We start from the raw sequence: 14,982 nt of genomic DNA on the forward strand, positions 1-14,982 counted from the left end.
TCTTACCTAACTACTTTCTCTAAATTTGTAAAACATTCATCCCACAGATCCCGGTCAATACTGTCCCTAAACCCAAATAGCACCGAACTTACTGCCTTTTCTGCCACTTGCGCCAACCTGTTTTCAAAGGATGCTTTGTCTTGGTCGCTTAAATTCAGGTACGCAAGATCTTTTTGCAAATTCCGGCATATCCTTTCCGATGTTGAATTGGATATGCTTTGCAGGAGCGGCAGATAACTGCGGATTTCAAATGATTCTATAAATTTGTCGATATGTTCATCAATAATTTCATAAGCCGCTGCTAAAGCGTTCTGGTTTCTGAGCTCTGCCTTCCCGAGACCCAGATTGTCCATATCCAGTAACGTAATATTTTCCATATCCCCGACCTTCGGTTCGATATCCCTCGGTACTGCCAGATCACAAAAGATTCTTGGCCTGTGATTCTGCGCCAGGGCTGGAATTAAGGCATCAGCTTTAATCGTATAATGTGGGCTGGACGTCACGCTTACCACCACATCCATGTCGGCTATCACCGTGTGGCGTTTTTCGTAATCCACGCCCGTACATTGTTTCGGCAATAAATAAGCCCCGTGTTTACGCTGCCTCAAGGTGATCAAAACCTCCGCCCCGCAGTCTGCAAGCTGCGCGGCGACAATCTTTCCCATTTCGCCGTTGCCAATGACCAGACACCGCTTTTCCCCCAAGTCAGGAAAGACTTCCTGGATCCGCTCCAGAGCTTTCGTTGCTACCGATACATCCGTCGTCGTCAGCTGAATCTGTGTTTTTACCTTCTTCGCTGAGGTTATGGCCATCTGAAAAAGTTTTTCCAGATAAAGGTCAGCAGTACCTGTCTCTCTGGCCTCTTCAATGGCTTTTTTAATTTGGGACAAAATTTGGCTTTCTCCCCAAATCTGAGACTTCAATCCGCAGGCAGTTTGAAAGAGGTGAACAAAGGCCTCACGGGACTGCCGAATAACAAATAAGCGCTCATATTTATCCCTGTCTTCCTTCTCAATTCGCTTCAGACCGTAGAGAATTTCTTTCAAATTAACTAGAGATCCTTCATTTTCGCTGACCCATAGCTCCGTACGGTTGCAGGTGGATATAATTACAGCGCCTTCCACACCATAATTATTTACAGCAGCCTCCATGGCCTGTCTGCTTTGAATCGGTGTAAAGGCAAACATTTCGCGTTCCTTTAATGATGCTTTTTCATGATCGATCCCGATCATTCTAATATTCAAAGCTAACCCTCCATTCCTTCTGAGCAAGAGCTATTGTTACACCATTCCCGGATACTTTTCGGCTAATCAGCCCTCCGCCTGCGCTTACCATTAAGGCAGCCCGCTCACAGACATTGCCGACACCGGTAATACTACTTACAAATTCCGATTCTGTATACTTGCCTGGTACGGAAAGAAGTTCATCTGAACTAAAAAAATGCAGTGGCAGATTATTTTTTGCGGCAAAATCAAGCAGCCCCTGTTCTTTTGTTTTGAGGTCAATACTGGCAATACCCGCAATGGCCTGAAAGCTGATGCTGTTCCTGCTCAACTGCTCAAGGACAAGATCCTCAATACGCTGCAGCGGCGTACCCCTTCGGCAGCCAATTCCGAGATACACCGTCCGGGGAACGATATTCAGCGTTATGGGATAGGGTTCTAATCTGTCATTCAGAGAAACACAAATGCCAATATCCATGTTGTTTTCATTCTTCTCCAATAAACGCGGCATCTCTCCTTCTATGTCCAGCTCGCTATAAAACCCGACCGGCTTTTCTGCCAATAGTCGTGCCGAAATTTCTTTCGCTGCTTTCAGATCCGAAATCCAGGCGTCATGGAAAGCTGCCCATTCATCGACCGAAAAAAGCCTGTTTATATCCGTTGCAGTCGTTATCACAGGGATTGCGTTTAGCGCTTCGGATATCCTGTCCGCCAGCATGTTGGCGCCGCCGATGTGGCCGGAGAGGAGCGGTATAACGAACCGTCCCTTTTCGTCAATACATAAAACGGCCGGATCTTTCGTCTTGTCCTGAACAAAGGAGGCGATTGCCCTGACGGCAATCCCGCAGGCCCCAACAAAAATTAGCGCATCTTTTTCTGCAAACTGTCTGCCTGTGAACACCTTTAAATCCGGGGCAATGGGCTCTGCCATGCCGGCTGTATTGACGGCCCCGGTAAGTTTTTCCGGCTGATAGCAGGCGGTATGATTACCTTGAGCATCCAACAGCTCTTTTATTTTCAGGCTGAGAGCGACTCCATTGGCGGTAAAAGCCAGGATGCTTATCTTCATTTCAAATCCTCGGTCCAAGAAGGCAGTGGATCGTTTCCTTCCCGGAATTCATGCGTAAATGCCGGATCGTAAAGTTTAGATCTTTCGAAGTCGTTTCCCAAAAATCTGCCCACTAGAATCAAGGCCGTTTTGGTAATATGGTTCTCTTTAGCTGTTCTCGCCAATGTCCCTACCGTACAGCGGAACTGCTTCTCATCCGGCCAGGTTGCCTTATAAACAATCGCTGCCGGAGTGTCAGCGGCGTAACCGCCTTCCATAAGCTTGGTACTTAAGTTTTCCAGCATCCCTGTACTTAAGAAAATTGCCATGGTCGCCTGATGCGACGCCAGGAGAGCAATGTCTTCCTTAGGCGGTACCGGGGTTCTTCCTTCCATGCGGGTAATAATTACAGTTTGGCTGATATCCGGCAATGTATACTCCTTCTTCAAGGAGGCAGCAGCTCCGAAAAACGAGCTGACTCCAGGTACGACTTCGTAATACAGGCCCTCGGCATCAAGCAGATCCATCTGCTCACGGATCGCCCCGTAAATGCTTGGATCGCCGGTATGCAGACGCACGACCAGTTTACCTGCCCGGGTGGCAGGAACCATCACAGCAAGCACCTCTTCCAGTGTCATCCCGGCACTGTCGTAAACGGTGCATTCCTTCTTCGTAACATTCAATAGCTCCGGGTTGACCAGCGAGCCTGCATAAATCACAACATCGGCCTGTTCCAAAAGCGTCTTTCCGCGAACCGTGATTAAATCTACCGCGCCCGGACCGGCCCCAATAAAATAAATCATCTGACAATCTCCTTTTCTTTCACAATGATCGTGGAAAAATAGCTTGCTTTCCCCTCGGCTGCACTGATATCTTTTATAACTCTCTCTGACGGCATCCCGCAGCATTCCACCATCTGGGTATGCTTAACCAGATCTTTGCTGATAAGCTCTTCCTTAACCTTGCCAAATTCCTTTCCTGATTTCATCAGCACCTTGGTTCCGCCCCAGTCCAGGTAATCAAAGGATCCTTCATAGGATGCGGGGATAATGTGCAGCGGCTGGGCACCCTCGCAGAGAGGCACATTGAGTCTTGCTGCTACAGCACAGAAGGACGGGACCCCCGGAATCAGCCGGGCATCATAGCCTGCTTCCAAAACCCGGTTATGCAGATAAATATATGTGGAATAGATCGATGGATCCCCCAGCGTAAGAAAAGCCACAGATTTGTTTTGTTTGAGCTGGTCAATGATCTGTTCAGCTGCTTCCTGATGGCTTTGCTCCAGCATTTGGGCATCCCGTGTCATCGGCATGTAAAGTTCCAGTATTTCTTTTGTGGAGAGGTCCACAGCCTGCTTGGCAATATTCCAGGCGGTCATTTCTTTTTCATCCGTGCGCGGAACAGCAATAAGCTCTGTCTCGCTGATGATCCGGACGGCCTTTAAGGTCATCAGTTCAAAGTCTCCCGGACCTACGCCTATTCCGTATAATGCTGCTTTCATGATGGCTTCATCCTTTTTATTTTATTGACTATTTCATCCGCCTGCGGTGTTTTGCCCAGGATACCCTGTTCATTGGAATACAGGATCACACCGGCTTTCACCTTATTCTGCAGGCGGTAATTCACATATTCATCAATTTTTAACATGATGGACTCAAATACCTGGCTTCTAAGCCCGTGCCGGTCTAATACCGTAACGGCCTGCGGCGCTGTCAGGCTAGCCATAATTTCTTTGACTGTCTCCTTCCCTGCGCCGTGTAAGGCAGCATGTACGGCGATAACTTCCATGCGGCAGTCCGCATAGCGGGAGTGGGTATTCATAATGCCCGCTGCCAGCTTGACCAATTTTCCGGCATGTCCGATCAGCAGCAGGCCGTCAAAGCCTAATTCCACAGTAAAATCCAGCATTTCACCGATATAATTGCTGCAGTGGATCAGAGAACTCTCCAGCCCCAGCGTACTGCGGACAAAAGTTTCACCGTAATTTCCAGGGCAGACCAGCAGATCTCTGCAGCCCTTTTCTTTCTGCTGATTCATCTCCAGTCGAATCGTATCGATCAGGGCCTTTTCGCTCATCGGCTCGACAATCCCTATTGTTCCCAGAATAGAGATTCCGCCAACAATGCCCAGCCGCGGGTTAAAGGTTTTTCTGGCAATGGCCTCCCCTTCCGGAACTGATATCGTAATTTCCAGGCCTCCCTCATAACCGTACTCGGCACAGACTTTCGCCACCTCCGCCATAATCATGCTTCTGGGAACAGGATTGATGGCCGGTTCTCCTATAGGACAGGCAAGCCCGGGCTTAGTGATTCTGCCGACGCCCTGGCCGCCATCGACCTGAATATTATTATGGTTCGCTCTGGCGACCGTCGCAAAAATAAGGATGCCGTTGGTCACATCTGGGTCATCGCCGCTGTCCTTTTTTACAGCACACGTCACCTGGTCCCTGTCTCTCCGAACTTCCAGCACCTGCATCGCAACCGGTATTCCCTTCGGTGTCGCAATGGCTATTTCTGTACACAGGTCTCCTGAGAGCAGCATTACCGCCCCAGCCTTGGCAGCAGCAGCCGCACAGGATCCCGTAGTAAAGCCGCATCTCAGCCTCTTATTCTGTTTGATGACAAAGAGTTCACCGGATTGATTGTTTTGTGGATTGTTTTGTGGACTGTTTTGTTCATCGTTTAGATGGTGGATGTCATGATTCATTATTTTTATATTCCTTCAATCAGTTTGTATCTTTCCAGTTAATTAAAGCTTTTCTGGCCTCAGATATGGTATTGGCAGGCTGGGCAAATTCAAAGCCGTCTTTATCATGCAAAATCTCCATAAGATGCCCAATTCTTGGGAGTCTGAGATTAATCCTTCTGATTTCCTCCGGATGCGAAAACACTTCCTGAGGCGTACCTTCCATTACAAGCCTGCCGTCATCGACGACATACGCATAATCACAGTAAAGTGGTACGATATCGATGTCGTGCGTTGAGATCACGACGGACAAATTCAGCTCAATTTGCAGTTTTCTGAGCAGCTTCATTAGCTCACTGACTCCGAGTGGGTCAAGCCCTGCGGTCGGTTCATCCAGAATAAGCACTTCCGGCTCCATCACCAGAACGCCGGCAATGGCTGCACGTTTTTTCTGGCCAAAACTGAGGCTGTGTGTGGGCTTGTCTTTCAGGTGGGATATCCCGGTTCTCTTCATGGCTAGATCCACCCTTCTGCGGACTTCCTCCTCAGGCAGCTTTAGATTCATCGCGCCGAAGGAGATATCCTGATAGACACTGGCTGAAAACAACTGCTTGTCCGGATCCTGAAAAACAATGCCAACAGATTTTCGAAGCTGTTTGAGACCTTTTACTGAATAATCCAGCGGCAGGCCCTTGAATAGAACTTCGCCGCCTGAAGGCTTATTGATGCCGTTAAAGGAAAGCAGCAACGTTGATTTTCCAGCACCGTTGCTTCCGAGGACTGCCGTCGTTTTCCCCTGTTTAATCCCGAGTGACAGGGCCTTTAAGGCCTGGGTTCCATCACTGTAGATGTAGTGGAGATTTCTGACTTCCAAGATATTTTTAGCCTCCACATTTTCAATCAAGCCATTTTCGGCCATTATAGCAAGCCTCCTGTCAATTGTTTGGAAAACAGCGCAACTGCAATCAGGAATAGGTTAATCAGCACAATCGGAATATATTCTGTCCAATGAGTCTCCGCCTGCTCATGGATCACACTGAGCTCACCGTCATATCCCCTGGCTTCAAGCGCAATATACAGTTCATCCGCCCTCTGATAAGACCGGATAAAAAGTGACGAAGCCAGAGCCGCCAATGAACGGTATCCGGAAGAAAGCCCCGCATAGCCCAAGCGGGAATTCTGTGCCGTAAACATGGTGTCTGCCATTTCCAAAAATACAAAAATAAACCGGTAGATCAGTCCCATCAATTCAACCATCAGTCTTGGAACTTTAAGCTTCCGAAGAACTGCCAACAGGTCTACCATTGGTGTACTCAGCGATAAATAATACAGACAGGAAACCGCGCCAAGCGCTTTAAAAAACAGATTTGCCGCACTTAGAATACCGGACTGCGACACCCCGATATACATGCCAAATGCATATACAGAGAATACAAAAACATCTTTGTCCCCTGAAACATTGACCGCAATGGTTAAAACGCCGATCACTAAAAAGGAAAGCGGGACAAGCATCAGTCTAATAAAAATTCCAACAGGGGTACCACCTTTGCAAACGGTATACCACCCCATGATCAGGAGCGTCAAGATTGACACCGCAACGGAATCAGCCCAGAGACAGACCCCCAAAACCGAAACGGCTAAGACTAGCTTTTGCAATGGATTTGTTTGTTTAAGCTTGGATAAATAAGCGTATTTATCGATGTAAATCATTGTTTACCGGTTCTTCCTTTTTCTTACGACCCCGCAGATAACCTAACCCGTAGCCCAAAACACCTGCTCCGACAGCTGCCTGAAGCGCAAACAACAAGCTTTCAATTTCTCCGCTGGGCGGCTCCCAAATCGGTGAGAACCAGGGCTGGTAATTCCCGTTAAGTTCTGTTATAGCTTGTTCAGCTTGGCTGTCAGCTCCAGCAAATTCCGCATTTTTTTGCACAATGAGGGGTACAACAGCAAGCGCTATGACAATCGTAATTAAAATAATATTTGTGATGATAACCCGATTTTTATTCTTCGGTTTCATCGTTTCTACAGACATTTTCAGACCCCCTTTGAAAGTATTTTTAAGTCTTTAAGCTCATCCCCGGCATAGGATGAAATCGCCTTAAATATTAGCACTGTCAAAATACCTTCACTGATCGCCAATGGTACTTGCGTTAAGGCAAAAATACCTAAAAACTTGGTAAGTGATGCCATAGCGCCGCCTGTTCCAGCAGGAAACGCCAGTGCAAGCTGCACCGATGTCGTGACGTAAGTTAATAAATCCCCAAGTGCGGCAGCGAGAAACACGGCAAGCCACTGCGGTCCATTTGCTTTCTTCACAATTTTGTATGTAGCAAAAGCCACCAGCGGCCCCACAATGCCCATCGAAAAAGTATTTGCTCCCAATGTTGTCAATCCGCCATGAGCCAGTAAAACAGCCTGAAACAGCAGTATGATCAGGCCAATTACGGCCATTGCGGTTGGTCCGAACAAGATAGCGCCAAAGCCAACCCCCGTAGGATGCGAACTGCTTCCTGTAACGGAAGGAATCTTCAGGGAAGACAAAACAAAAGCAAAGGCGCCTGCCATCGCCAAAAGCATTAATGTTTTGGGATGCTCTCCAACAGTTCTTCTGATAGAAAAAAAACCTGCCAGAACAAAAGGTATTGCCAAAGCACCCCAGGTAATACACCAACCCGCAGGAAGGAAGCCCTCCATGATATGCATGGCATATGTCTGCTGGGGCAAGAACATAAACATAAGTACGAGACCCATTATCCAAATCTTTTTATTTATCATCGTCAAACTCTCCTATATAAGATATGAAACAAAAAACCTCTCAACATCTTACGTCGAGAGGCTCATATGCTAGGAAGTTTTCCTCGGTAGTCTTGCACATAACATCCCCCTCTCTATCACTCGTAGAGTATATGGTGAGACACTAAAACAGGTAGGTCTTCTGGCTTAAGCATCATCGATCTTCAGACCTTCCCAGTTTCCCAGTGGTATACCTGAAGAACTCCACTTTCACAGCGGCGTGACCGCGCGGGCTTCTACCCGACTTTCCTTATTCATTGAATGGTACGCTTATCAGCTTCATTCAACACCTGTTCTGCCTATTCAGTTTTAATCCTGATTCATTATATCGCTCTTTCGACAAGGAATCAATATTATTTTTACTTTAGCCTTGAACATATTAATTGAAGTATCTTTACCTCCATCAATTCTATTTGTGGTAGGGTTCCCCTTTGCTGATCTTGCACGCCCGGTAAATCTGCTCCAGCAGGATAAGCCTGATCATCTGGTGCGGAAAGGTAAGCTTCGAGAACGACCACCGGTAATCGGCGCGTTTTCGGATTTCATCTGCCGTACCAAGAGATCCGCCAATCACAAAAGTGATCCGGCTCTGGCCTGAAAGCCCTTTTTCATCAAACAAAACGGCAAGTTCGGGTGAAGAAAGTTCCTTTCCCAGAAGATCCAGCAAAACCACATAATCCTGAGGTGAAATTAATTTAAGAACCTTTTCAGCTTCTTTCTGTTTTACTCTTGCTTCGTCGGCAGCTGATGCCCTTTCGGGGCATGGTTCGTCCTCAACTTCAATCATCTCAAGCCGGATGTACGCGCCAAGACGCTTGGCGTATTCCTTCAGCCCTTCTTTTAAATATTTTTCTTTGATTTTCCCTACCGCTAGAACTTTGATCTGCAGCATGTTTTCTCCAACTCCAGTCACTATGTTTGCTCCAAACATTTGCAATCAAAAACTTGAAGGTTAAATCTCTCTGATATTGGATTATTTACAATGAAGATTTTTTTCAAAAGTGTTAATAATATTGATGGAGGTGAAAAAAAATGAGCAAAACAAATGAAAGCAAAAAAAAGCTGCTGCAGAATCTAAAAATGGAGGCTGCGGCTGAAATCGGCCATCTTGATTTTGTAAGGGAAAATAACGATCACTATAAAGGCGATGTTACTGCCAGACAGAATGGTCTGGAAGGAGGCCCGATCGGCGGCCAGATGGTCAAAAAAATGATCGCCTATGCCAAACAGCAGATGAAATAGAATAACGGACTCATTTAGTATTCCTAATCTACTTCAATAAATATTCAAAACTTCTTCAGCCTACAATACTGAAGAGGTTTTTTGTTATATAATCTTCTGTTCGGAATACGACTGCTCTGTACCTTCTTCAGTGTTATGCAAAGCTGCCGCTCCCTCGCCGGGTGCAGATTGCATTTGCCCGGCGTTGTTATTCATTTTATTTCTATTGTTTGTATTGGCATTATTGACTGCTGCCGCCTTTTCCATATTTTTGAAAGCGACTGAAAGCATCAGTTTAATTCTGTTGATCTGATTCACCTGGCTGGCACCCGGATCGTAATCGATTGGCACAATATTCGCCAGCGGGTAGCGCCGTTTAAGTTCGCGGACCATCCCTTTACCCGTGATATGATTTGGCAGGCAGGCAAACGGCTGCAGACAGGTGACGTTTGTTGCTCCGCTTTCTATCAGTTCCAGCATTTCCGCGGTCAGGAACCAGCCTTCGCCGGTCTGATGTCCGAGATGCATGATTTTGCCGGCCATATCGGCCAACTCATAAATCGATTTGGGAGGATGGAAACGGTTGCTCTTCGCCAGAGTGCGTTTCATTACCCGGCGGTAGTTTTCCAACCGCCAGATAATATAGCGGCTGATAAGCTCGCTTTTCAGTGAGCCAGCGAGTTCTTTTCTTCTGAATATCGTTCCATACGCACAGTACATAAAGAAATCCATCAGGTCCGGCAGAACGGCTTCGGCGCCTTCCTTTTCCAGGACATCGACAATAAAGTTATTGGCAAATGGATGAAATTTGACGAGGATCTCGCCAACCACTCCAACCTTTGGTTTTTTGACATTGGAGATTTCAATATGATCAAAGTCCTTGATAATCCGGCGGATATTCCGGTGATATTCCCGCAGGTTCATCGCAGCCAGGGTCGGCTTCAGGTCCTTCAGCCATTTGGCCAGGAGATCATTCGTTTCTCCTTTATTTTTCTCATAGGGTCGTATGGCATTGGTTACGCGCATCAGCAGATCGCCATAAACCGTAGCCATCACGCAACGCTTGATCATCTTCATGGAAAGTTTGAACCCGGGATTGGACTCCAGACCGCCGGCATTAAGGGAAATAACCGGAATCTGTTCCATGCCGGCATCTTTTAAGGCTTTACGGATAAAGCCAATATAATTACTGGCCCGGCAGCCGCCGCCTGTTTGCGACATGATAACTGCCGTCTTGTTTAGGTCGTAACGGCCTGATTTCAGCGCCGCCATAATTTGACCGACAACTAAGATTGACGGATAGCAGGCATCGTTATGCACATGCAGAAGTCCCTGTTCGACGACATCCATCTCGACATCAGGCAGAATCTCTATCTTATAGCCTTCCAAACGGGTGGCTTCTTCAATCAGTTCAAAATGGATCGGTGCCATCTGCGGAGAAAGAATCGTATACTCATGCTTCATTTCTTCTGTAAACATGACTCTTTTGGGTGTCTCAAAAAGCTTATGCGCATGAATTTCTTTTTTGTCTCTTTCCTTCATTGCAGCGAGCAATGACCGTATCCGGATACGAATAGCGCCCAGATTATTGATCTCATCAATTTTGACCAGGGTATAGGTCTTTCTGTACTGGTGCAGTATCTCCTGAACCTGATCCGTGGTGACGGCATCCAGTCCGCATCCGAACGAATTCAATTGGACAAGTTCCAAGTCATCCCTGCTTGCCACAAAACTTGCTGCCGCATACAGCCTGGAGTGGTAAACCCATTGGTCGAGGACGCGCAGAGGCCTTTCCACCTGACCAAGATGAGCGACAGAATCTTCAGTCAGCACAGCGATCCCCAGACCGGTAATCATCTCTGGAATCCCGTGGTTAATCTCCGGATCGGTATGATACGGCCGACCGGCAAGTACGATGCCTTTCAGGTTGTTCTTTTGCAAATAGTCCAATACTTCTTCCGCTTTGTTTCTGAGGTCCTGGCGAACAGCATCTCTTTCGGCAAAAGCCTTATCTACAGCACTTGCTGCCTCTTGTCGTGTTATACCTATCGCTTTAAATTCTTCATAGATCCGAACTTTTAAACGTGCCATATCATCAATCGGCAGGAACGGGAAAATAAACGCAACTTCTTTGTTCCTTATTTCATCCACATTGGCATGAAGGGATTCCGGATAAGAAGTGACAATCGGGCAGTTGTAATTATTATTGGCACCAGCCAGCTCTTTTTCATCCCTCGGAAGGCACGGATAAAAAATCCGCTTGACCCCTTTGTTCAGAAGGTCCTTAATATGCCCGTTGGCCAGTTTGGCCGGATAGCACAGCGACTCGGAAGCTACGGTCTCCATGCCGAGCTCAAATATCTTTTTCGAGGAGCGGCCGGACAAAATAACTCTAAAACCGAGCTCCGTTAGCAGCGTATACCAGAACGGATAATGCTCATACATATTCAGGACCCGTGGAATCCCGATCTCGCCACGGGCTGCTTCTTCCTTCTTCAGTGGTTTATAGGCAAAAAGACGCTCATATTTATAGGCAAAAAGGTTCGGAATATCCTCAGAGGTGCTTTCCAGTCCGGCTCCGCGTTCGCAGCGGTTTCCTGTCAGAAACTCCCTGCCGTCCGAGAATTGGTTGACCGTCAGCAGGCAATTATTGCCGCATAAGCCACAGTGGCGCGTACGGGTCTCGGTATGGAAATCCTCCAGTTCATTTTCACCAAGCAGGGTAGTCTGTTCTCCGGCCTGATAATGGTCGCGGGCGATAAGAGCTGCTCCGAACGCGCCCATGATACCGGCAATGTCCGGACGAATGACCTGGCGGCCGGTGACACGTTCAAAACTTCTTAAAACAGCATCGTTATTAAACGTTCCGCCCTGAACAACGATTTTCTTGCCAACTTCGGAAGAATTGTGCAAGCGGATGACTTTGTACAACGCATTTTTGACGACTGAATACGAGATCCCGGCCGCGATGCTGCCGATATCCGCGCCTTCTTTTTGGACCTGTTTGATTTTGGAATTCATAAATACGGTGCAACGGGTACCCAAATCGACCGGGGTCTTGGAAAATAAACCTCTTTGCACAAATTCCGAGAGAGATAAACTTAGGGACTGGGCCAGCGTCTCGATAAACGACCCACAGCCCGAAGAACATGCTTCATTCAGCATGATATTGTGAATAACGCCGTCGCGGATCTGCATGCATTTCATGTCCTGGCCACCGATATCGAGGATAAAGTCAACACCGGGCAGAAAATATTCGGCGCCCTTAAGGTGGGCAACCGTTTCTATTTCTCCGTGATCAACTTTGAGGGCAGCCTTTAGCAGGGCTTCTCCATAACCGGTCACGACGGAACCGCCAATCGTGGCTCCAGACGGCAAAGCCTGATAAAGCTTTTGCAGAGCAGAAACCGTAGATTTTAACGGACTTCCTCCGTTGCTTCCATAATGGGAATAAAGCAAATTGCCATCTCCATCGATCAGGGCAAGTTTCGTCGTGGTCGATCCGGCATCGATGCCCAAAAAGCAGGTTCCACTGGCTTCAGCCAGCAGTTTCTTCGCGACGGAATTTCCCCGGTGCCTCTGACTGAAGGCTTCATACTCTTCTTCACTGGCAAACAAAGGCTGGAGCAGGGTAGTGGCTGAATCCGAATTATGCAGATTCGGGATGTTCTCATAGATCACGTGAAGATCACAGACTTCGCTCTGTTTCGAAGCCAAGGCTGCCCCAATCGCCACAAAAAACTGAGCATTATCTGGCGCGATAATATTTTCCGGTTTAAGCTTCAAGGTTTCAATAAAGCGCTGGCGCAGTTCAGGCAGGAAAGAAAGCGGTCCGCCCAGAAATGCCACATTGCCCCGGATTGGTTTGCCGCAGGCTAAACCCGCAATGGTCTGATTCACGACAGCCTGAAAAATTGAGGCGGCAATATCTTCCTTGGCCGCACCTTCGTTTAAAAGCGGTTGAATATCTGTTTTAGCAAAAACCCCGCAGCGCGAAGCAATCGGATAAATCTCCCGATGATGCGAAGCCAGTTCATTGAGACCCGCAGCGTCGGTTTTCAGCAAGATAGCCATTTGATCAATAAACGCACCTGTCCCGCCGGCGCAGGTACCGTTCATCCTGAGTTCGGGCGATTCCCCAAAATATGTGATCTTGGCATCTTCGCCGCCCAGTTCTATCGCGACATCCGTATCCGAAATAAATCGTTCAACAGCTTTTTGGCAGGCAATGACCTCTTGAATAAAAGGAATCCCAACCTGTTCGGAAGTGGACATACCGCTTGAACCTGTCACGTTCATGGTGACTTTTTCATTGCGGAACTGACTGTAAATCTTTTGCAGAAGGTTGCTGACTGTATGCTGGACATCTGAAAAATGCCTTTGGTAACTGCTGAAAACCAAGTTATCTTTTTCATCAAGTATTGCAATTTTAACGGTGGTCGAACCGACATCCAGTCCGATATGCATTTGTTTCGTCATTCACCTGTCTCCTTCTATTTAAACAGCCTGCTCAATCTATAAAAAACAGCGTTTTAATCCTTTAGCATCAGACTCTATTATATCAGGTTTCATCTGTGTAACAAAATAGCAACTTTTTCTGTCCGGCCCTGTGTCTCGTCCTGCTTAGCATCTCGTCCTTATTATTGTATGAGAATGCCGGGAAAAGTGCCTATCCCTATAGAAAATGTGGCTGCCGCCAAGCTTTTGGCGGCAGTCTTTAGCTGACATAGTGCGAAGGTCTTCCTATAGCCGATTCGTTCGATCTTTCTAGTTTCTGGTTGTTCTATTCTGATCTGATTTCTCCGAGTACCGCATCCGTTTTATACGTGCTGCCGCCCCGGAAATAGCTGACAGATACTTTATCTCCCGGCTTGTATTTAAAGAGTTCGTGTGTCAGCTCCAGAGAATTGGTTATGGCTGTTCCGTTAATGGCCGTAATGATATCTCCGGCCTGGATACCGGCTTTAGCTGCCGCCTCGCCGTTTTCGACACTGGTGATATAGCAGCCTGCCGGCCAGTCTTTGAATGAAGCGTATTCCTCCGTGTAACGGTCGTCGATATTGATCTGCAAAGCCGGGTGGCTCGCAAACCCTTTTTCAATGAGCTGCTGAATTACAGGCAATGCATCGGAAATTGGGATCGCAAACCCCATACCTTCAAAGCCCTGGGTATCATTTTTGGCTGAATTTATTCCGACAACCTGGCCGCTGTAATTGACGAGCGGTCCGCCACTGTTGCCTGGGTTAATCGCCGCATCCGTCTGAATCAGATTAAAGCTGGCTTCCCCCTGCAGCTGAAGAAACCTGTCTGTCGCTGATACCACACCGGCTGTGACTGTACGGGCAAAATCCTGGCCTCCCGGATTCCCGATCGCAACGACGGATTCTCCGACTTTTAAGGCTGCGGAATCTCCGAGCTGGACAGCCGCAAGTTCCTTCGTACCGTCAATTTTGAGCACGGCAAGATCGGTCCGCGGATCACCGCCGACAAGCGTTCCAGGAACATCCCGACCATCGGCAAGCGAAATCATAATTTTTTCAGCATCTCCAATGACATGATAGTTGGTAACAATATAGCCATGGGCAGCATTGATGATAAAGCCGGAACCGCTTCCTGCTTCACTGAGTCCATCACTGCTGCCGGCAAAAATATTCCCGCTATACTGAAAGTTGGCCACACCTACGACAGCAGGCCCTACTGTGCTGGCAATATTAATCACCGGTGACTCCCCACCGGTAGCACCTGAGGATGTAATCGGGGGATTTTCTCCCTGTTGAACGACAACCTTATTACCGCTTTCCAAATAATTGCCTTGAGGATATACCGCCGGAACAAGAATGACAGCAATCAAGCCACCCAGAACTGCGCTGATGACAGCAAGCAAAACTGTTGAAACAATACGGGGTTTCCCACTCCTTCGTCCGAAATTGTCCCGGTCATCATAATCATCCATCTGACATCCCTCCTATCCAGTATGTATCATGTCTACCTTAAATTTAGTCTGTCAGT

At 47.5% G+C, this 14,982-nt stretch carries 13 protein-coding genes and 1 riboswitch; of the genes, 1 reads left to right on the top strand and 12 read right to left on the bottom strand.

Annotated features, from left to right (window positions below; all coding sequences use genetic code 11):
- Nucleotides 1–2 precede the first annotated feature (2 nt).
- The 10 genes from hemA to rlmH form a co-directional block, all read right to left on the bottom strand.
- Complete coding sequence (gene hemA / locus OKX56_RS05125; RefSeq protein ID WP_019225041.1) at nt 3–1,244, bottom strand: glutamyl-tRNA reductase; 1,242 nt, start codon at nt 1,242–1,244, stop codon at nt 3–5.
- Nucleotides 1,234–2,292 carry a cobalt-precorrin 5A hydrolase gene (locus OKX56_RS05130; RefSeq protein WP_019225042.1) on the bottom strand — a complete coding sequence of 353 codons (1,059 nt, stop codon included), beginning with the start codon at nt 2,290–2,292 and terminating at the stop codon, nt 1,234–1,236. Before OKX56_RS05130 ends, hemA begins: the two co-directional genes overlap by 11 nt.
- Complete coding sequence (gene cobM / locus OKX56_RS05135; RefSeq protein WP_020491943.1) at nt 2,289–3,074, bottom strand: precorrin-4 C(11)-methyltransferase; 786 nt, start codon at nt 3,072–3,074, stop codon at nt 2,289–2,291. Before cobM ends, OKX56_RS05130 begins: the two co-directional genes overlap by 4 nt.
- Nucleotides 3,071–3,772: a precorrin-2 C(20)-methyltransferase gene (gene cobI / locus OKX56_RS05140; RefSeq protein ID WP_025206227.1), complete on the bottom strand. Its 702-nt coding sequence runs from the start codon at nt 3,770–3,772 to the stop codon at nt 3,071–3,073. The genes cobM and cobI overlap by 4 nt, the downstream gene beginning before the upstream one ends.
- On the bottom strand, nt 3,769–4,977 hold the full coding sequence (gene cbiD / locus OKX56_RS05145; RefSeq protein ID WP_025206228.1) for a cobalt-precorrin-5B (C(1))-methyltransferase CbiD: 1,209 nt from the start codon (nt 4,975–4,977) through the stop codon (nt 3,769–3,771). The genes cobI and cbiD overlap by 4 nt, the downstream gene beginning before the upstream one ends.
- Before the next feature lie 19 nt (nt 4,978–4,996).
- Nucleotides 4,997–5,875, bottom strand: a complete 879-nt coding sequence (locus OKX56_RS05150) for an ATP-binding cassette domain-containing protein (protein ID WP_038603431.1) — start codon at nt 5,873–5,875, stop codon at nt 4,997–4,999.
- Complete coding sequence (gene cbiQ, locus OKX56_RS05155) at nt 5,875–6,666, bottom strand: cobalt ECF transporter T component CbiQ (protein ID WP_025206230.1); 792 nt, start codon at nt 6,664–6,666, stop codon at nt 5,875–5,877. The genes OKX56_RS05150 and cbiQ overlap by 1 nt, the downstream gene beginning before the upstream one ends.
- Complete coding sequence (locus OKX56_RS05160; RefSeq protein WP_025206231.1) at nt 6,650–6,991, bottom strand: energy-coupling factor ABC transporter substrate-binding protein; 342 nt, start codon at nt 6,989–6,991, stop codon at nt 6,650–6,652. The genes cbiQ and OKX56_RS05160 overlap by 17 nt, the downstream gene beginning before the upstream one ends.
- A 2-nt stretch (nt 6,992–6,993) precedes the next feature.
- Entirely contained in the window at nt 6,994–7,734 is a 741-nt protein-coding gene (locus OKX56_RS05165) for an energy-coupling factor ABC transporter permease (RefSeq protein ID WP_025206232.1), read from the bottom strand.
- Between the two features lie 133 nt (nt 7,735–7,867).
- A riboswitch (cobalamin riboswitch) is annotated at nt 7,868–8,061 on the bottom strand.
- Nucleotides 8,062–8,161: 100 nt separating this feature from the next.
- Nucleotides 8,162–8,641, bottom strand: a complete 480-nt coding sequence (rlmH, locus tag OKX56_RS05170) for a 23S rRNA (pseudouridine(1915)-N(3))-methyltransferase RlmH (RefSeq protein ID WP_199269268.1) — start codon at nt 8,639–8,641, stop codon at nt 8,162–8,164.
- Nucleotides 8,642–8,784: 143 nt separating this feature from the next.
- Between rlmH and OKX56_RS05175 the strand changes: the two genes are divergently transcribed.
- Nucleotides 8,785–8,994, top strand: coding sequence for an alpha/beta-type small acid-soluble spore protein (locus tag OKX56_RS05175; protein ID WP_020491935.1), 210 nt, complete (start codon nt 8,785–8,787; stop codon nt 8,992–8,994).
- A gap of 84 nt (nt 8,995–9,078) precedes the next feature.
- On the opposite strand, the gene OKX56_RS05180 is transcribed toward OKX56_RS05175, so the two are convergent.
- Nucleotides 9,079–13,452, bottom strand: a complete 4,374-nt coding sequence (locus OKX56_RS05180) for a 2-hydroxyacyl-CoA dehydratase (RefSeq protein WP_019225045.1) — start codon at nt 13,450–13,452, stop codon at nt 9,079–9,081.
- Nucleotides 13,453–13,756: 304 nt separating this feature from the next.
- Nucleotides 13,757–14,926: a S1C family serine protease gene (locus tag OKX56_RS05185; protein ID WP_019224925.1), complete on the bottom strand. Its 1,170-nt coding sequence runs from the start codon at nt 14,924–14,926 to the stop codon at nt 13,757–13,759.
- Between the last annotated feature and the right edge of the window lie 56 nt (nt 14,927–14,982).

This window comes from Dehalobacter sp. (assembly GCF_030063005.1).
GTDB classification, from domain to species: domain Bacteria; phylum Bacillota; class Desulfitobacteriia; order Desulfitobacteriales; family Syntrophobotulaceae; genus Dehalobacter; species Dehalobacter restrictus.

Excerpts from the sequence above, each read along its gene's own strand:
- cobM (WP_020491943.1), bottom strand. The coding sequence starts at position 3,074 with ATGATTTATTTTATTGGGGCCGGTCCGGGCGCGGTAGATTTAATCACG.
- cbiQ (WP_025206230.1), bottom strand. The coding sequence starts at position 6,666 with ATGATTTACATCGATAAATACGCTTATTTATCCAAGCTTAAACAAACA.
- OKX56_RS05175 (WP_020491935.1), top strand. The coding sequence starts at position 8,785 with ATGAGCAAAACAAATGAAAGCAAAAAAAAGCTGCTGCAGAATCTAAAA.
- OKX56_RS05180 (WP_019225045.1), bottom strand. The coding sequence starts at position 13,452 with ATGACGAAACAAATGCATATCGGACTGGATGTCGGTTCGACCACCGTT.
- OKX56_RS05150 (WP_038603431.1), bottom strand. The coding sequence starts at position 5,875 with ATGGCCGAAAATGGCTTGATTGAAAATGTGGAGGCTAAAAATATCTTG.
- OKX56_RS05130 (WP_019225042.1), bottom strand. The coding sequence starts at position 2,292 with ATGAAGATAAGCATCCTGGCTTTTACCGCCAATGGAGTCGCTCTCAGC.
- OKX56_RS05160 (WP_025206231.1), bottom strand. The coding sequence starts at position 6,991 with ATGTCTGTAGAAACGATGAAACCGAAGAATAAAAATCGGGTTATCATC.
- OKX56_RS05185 (WP_019224925.1), bottom strand. The coding sequence starts at position 14,926 with ATGGATGATTATGATGACCGGGACAATTTCGGACGAAGGAGTGGGAAA.
- cobI (WP_025206227.1), bottom strand. The coding sequence starts at position 3,772 with ATGAAAGCAGCATTATACGGAATAGGCGTAGGTCCGGGAGACTTTGAA.
- cbiD (WP_025206228.1), bottom strand. The coding sequence starts at position 4,977 with ATGAATCATGACATCCACCATCTAAACGATGAACAAAACAGTCCACAA.
- OKX56_RS05165 (WP_025206232.1), bottom strand. The coding sequence starts at position 7,734 with ATGATAAATAAAAAGATTTGGATAATGGGTCTCGTACTTATGTTTATG.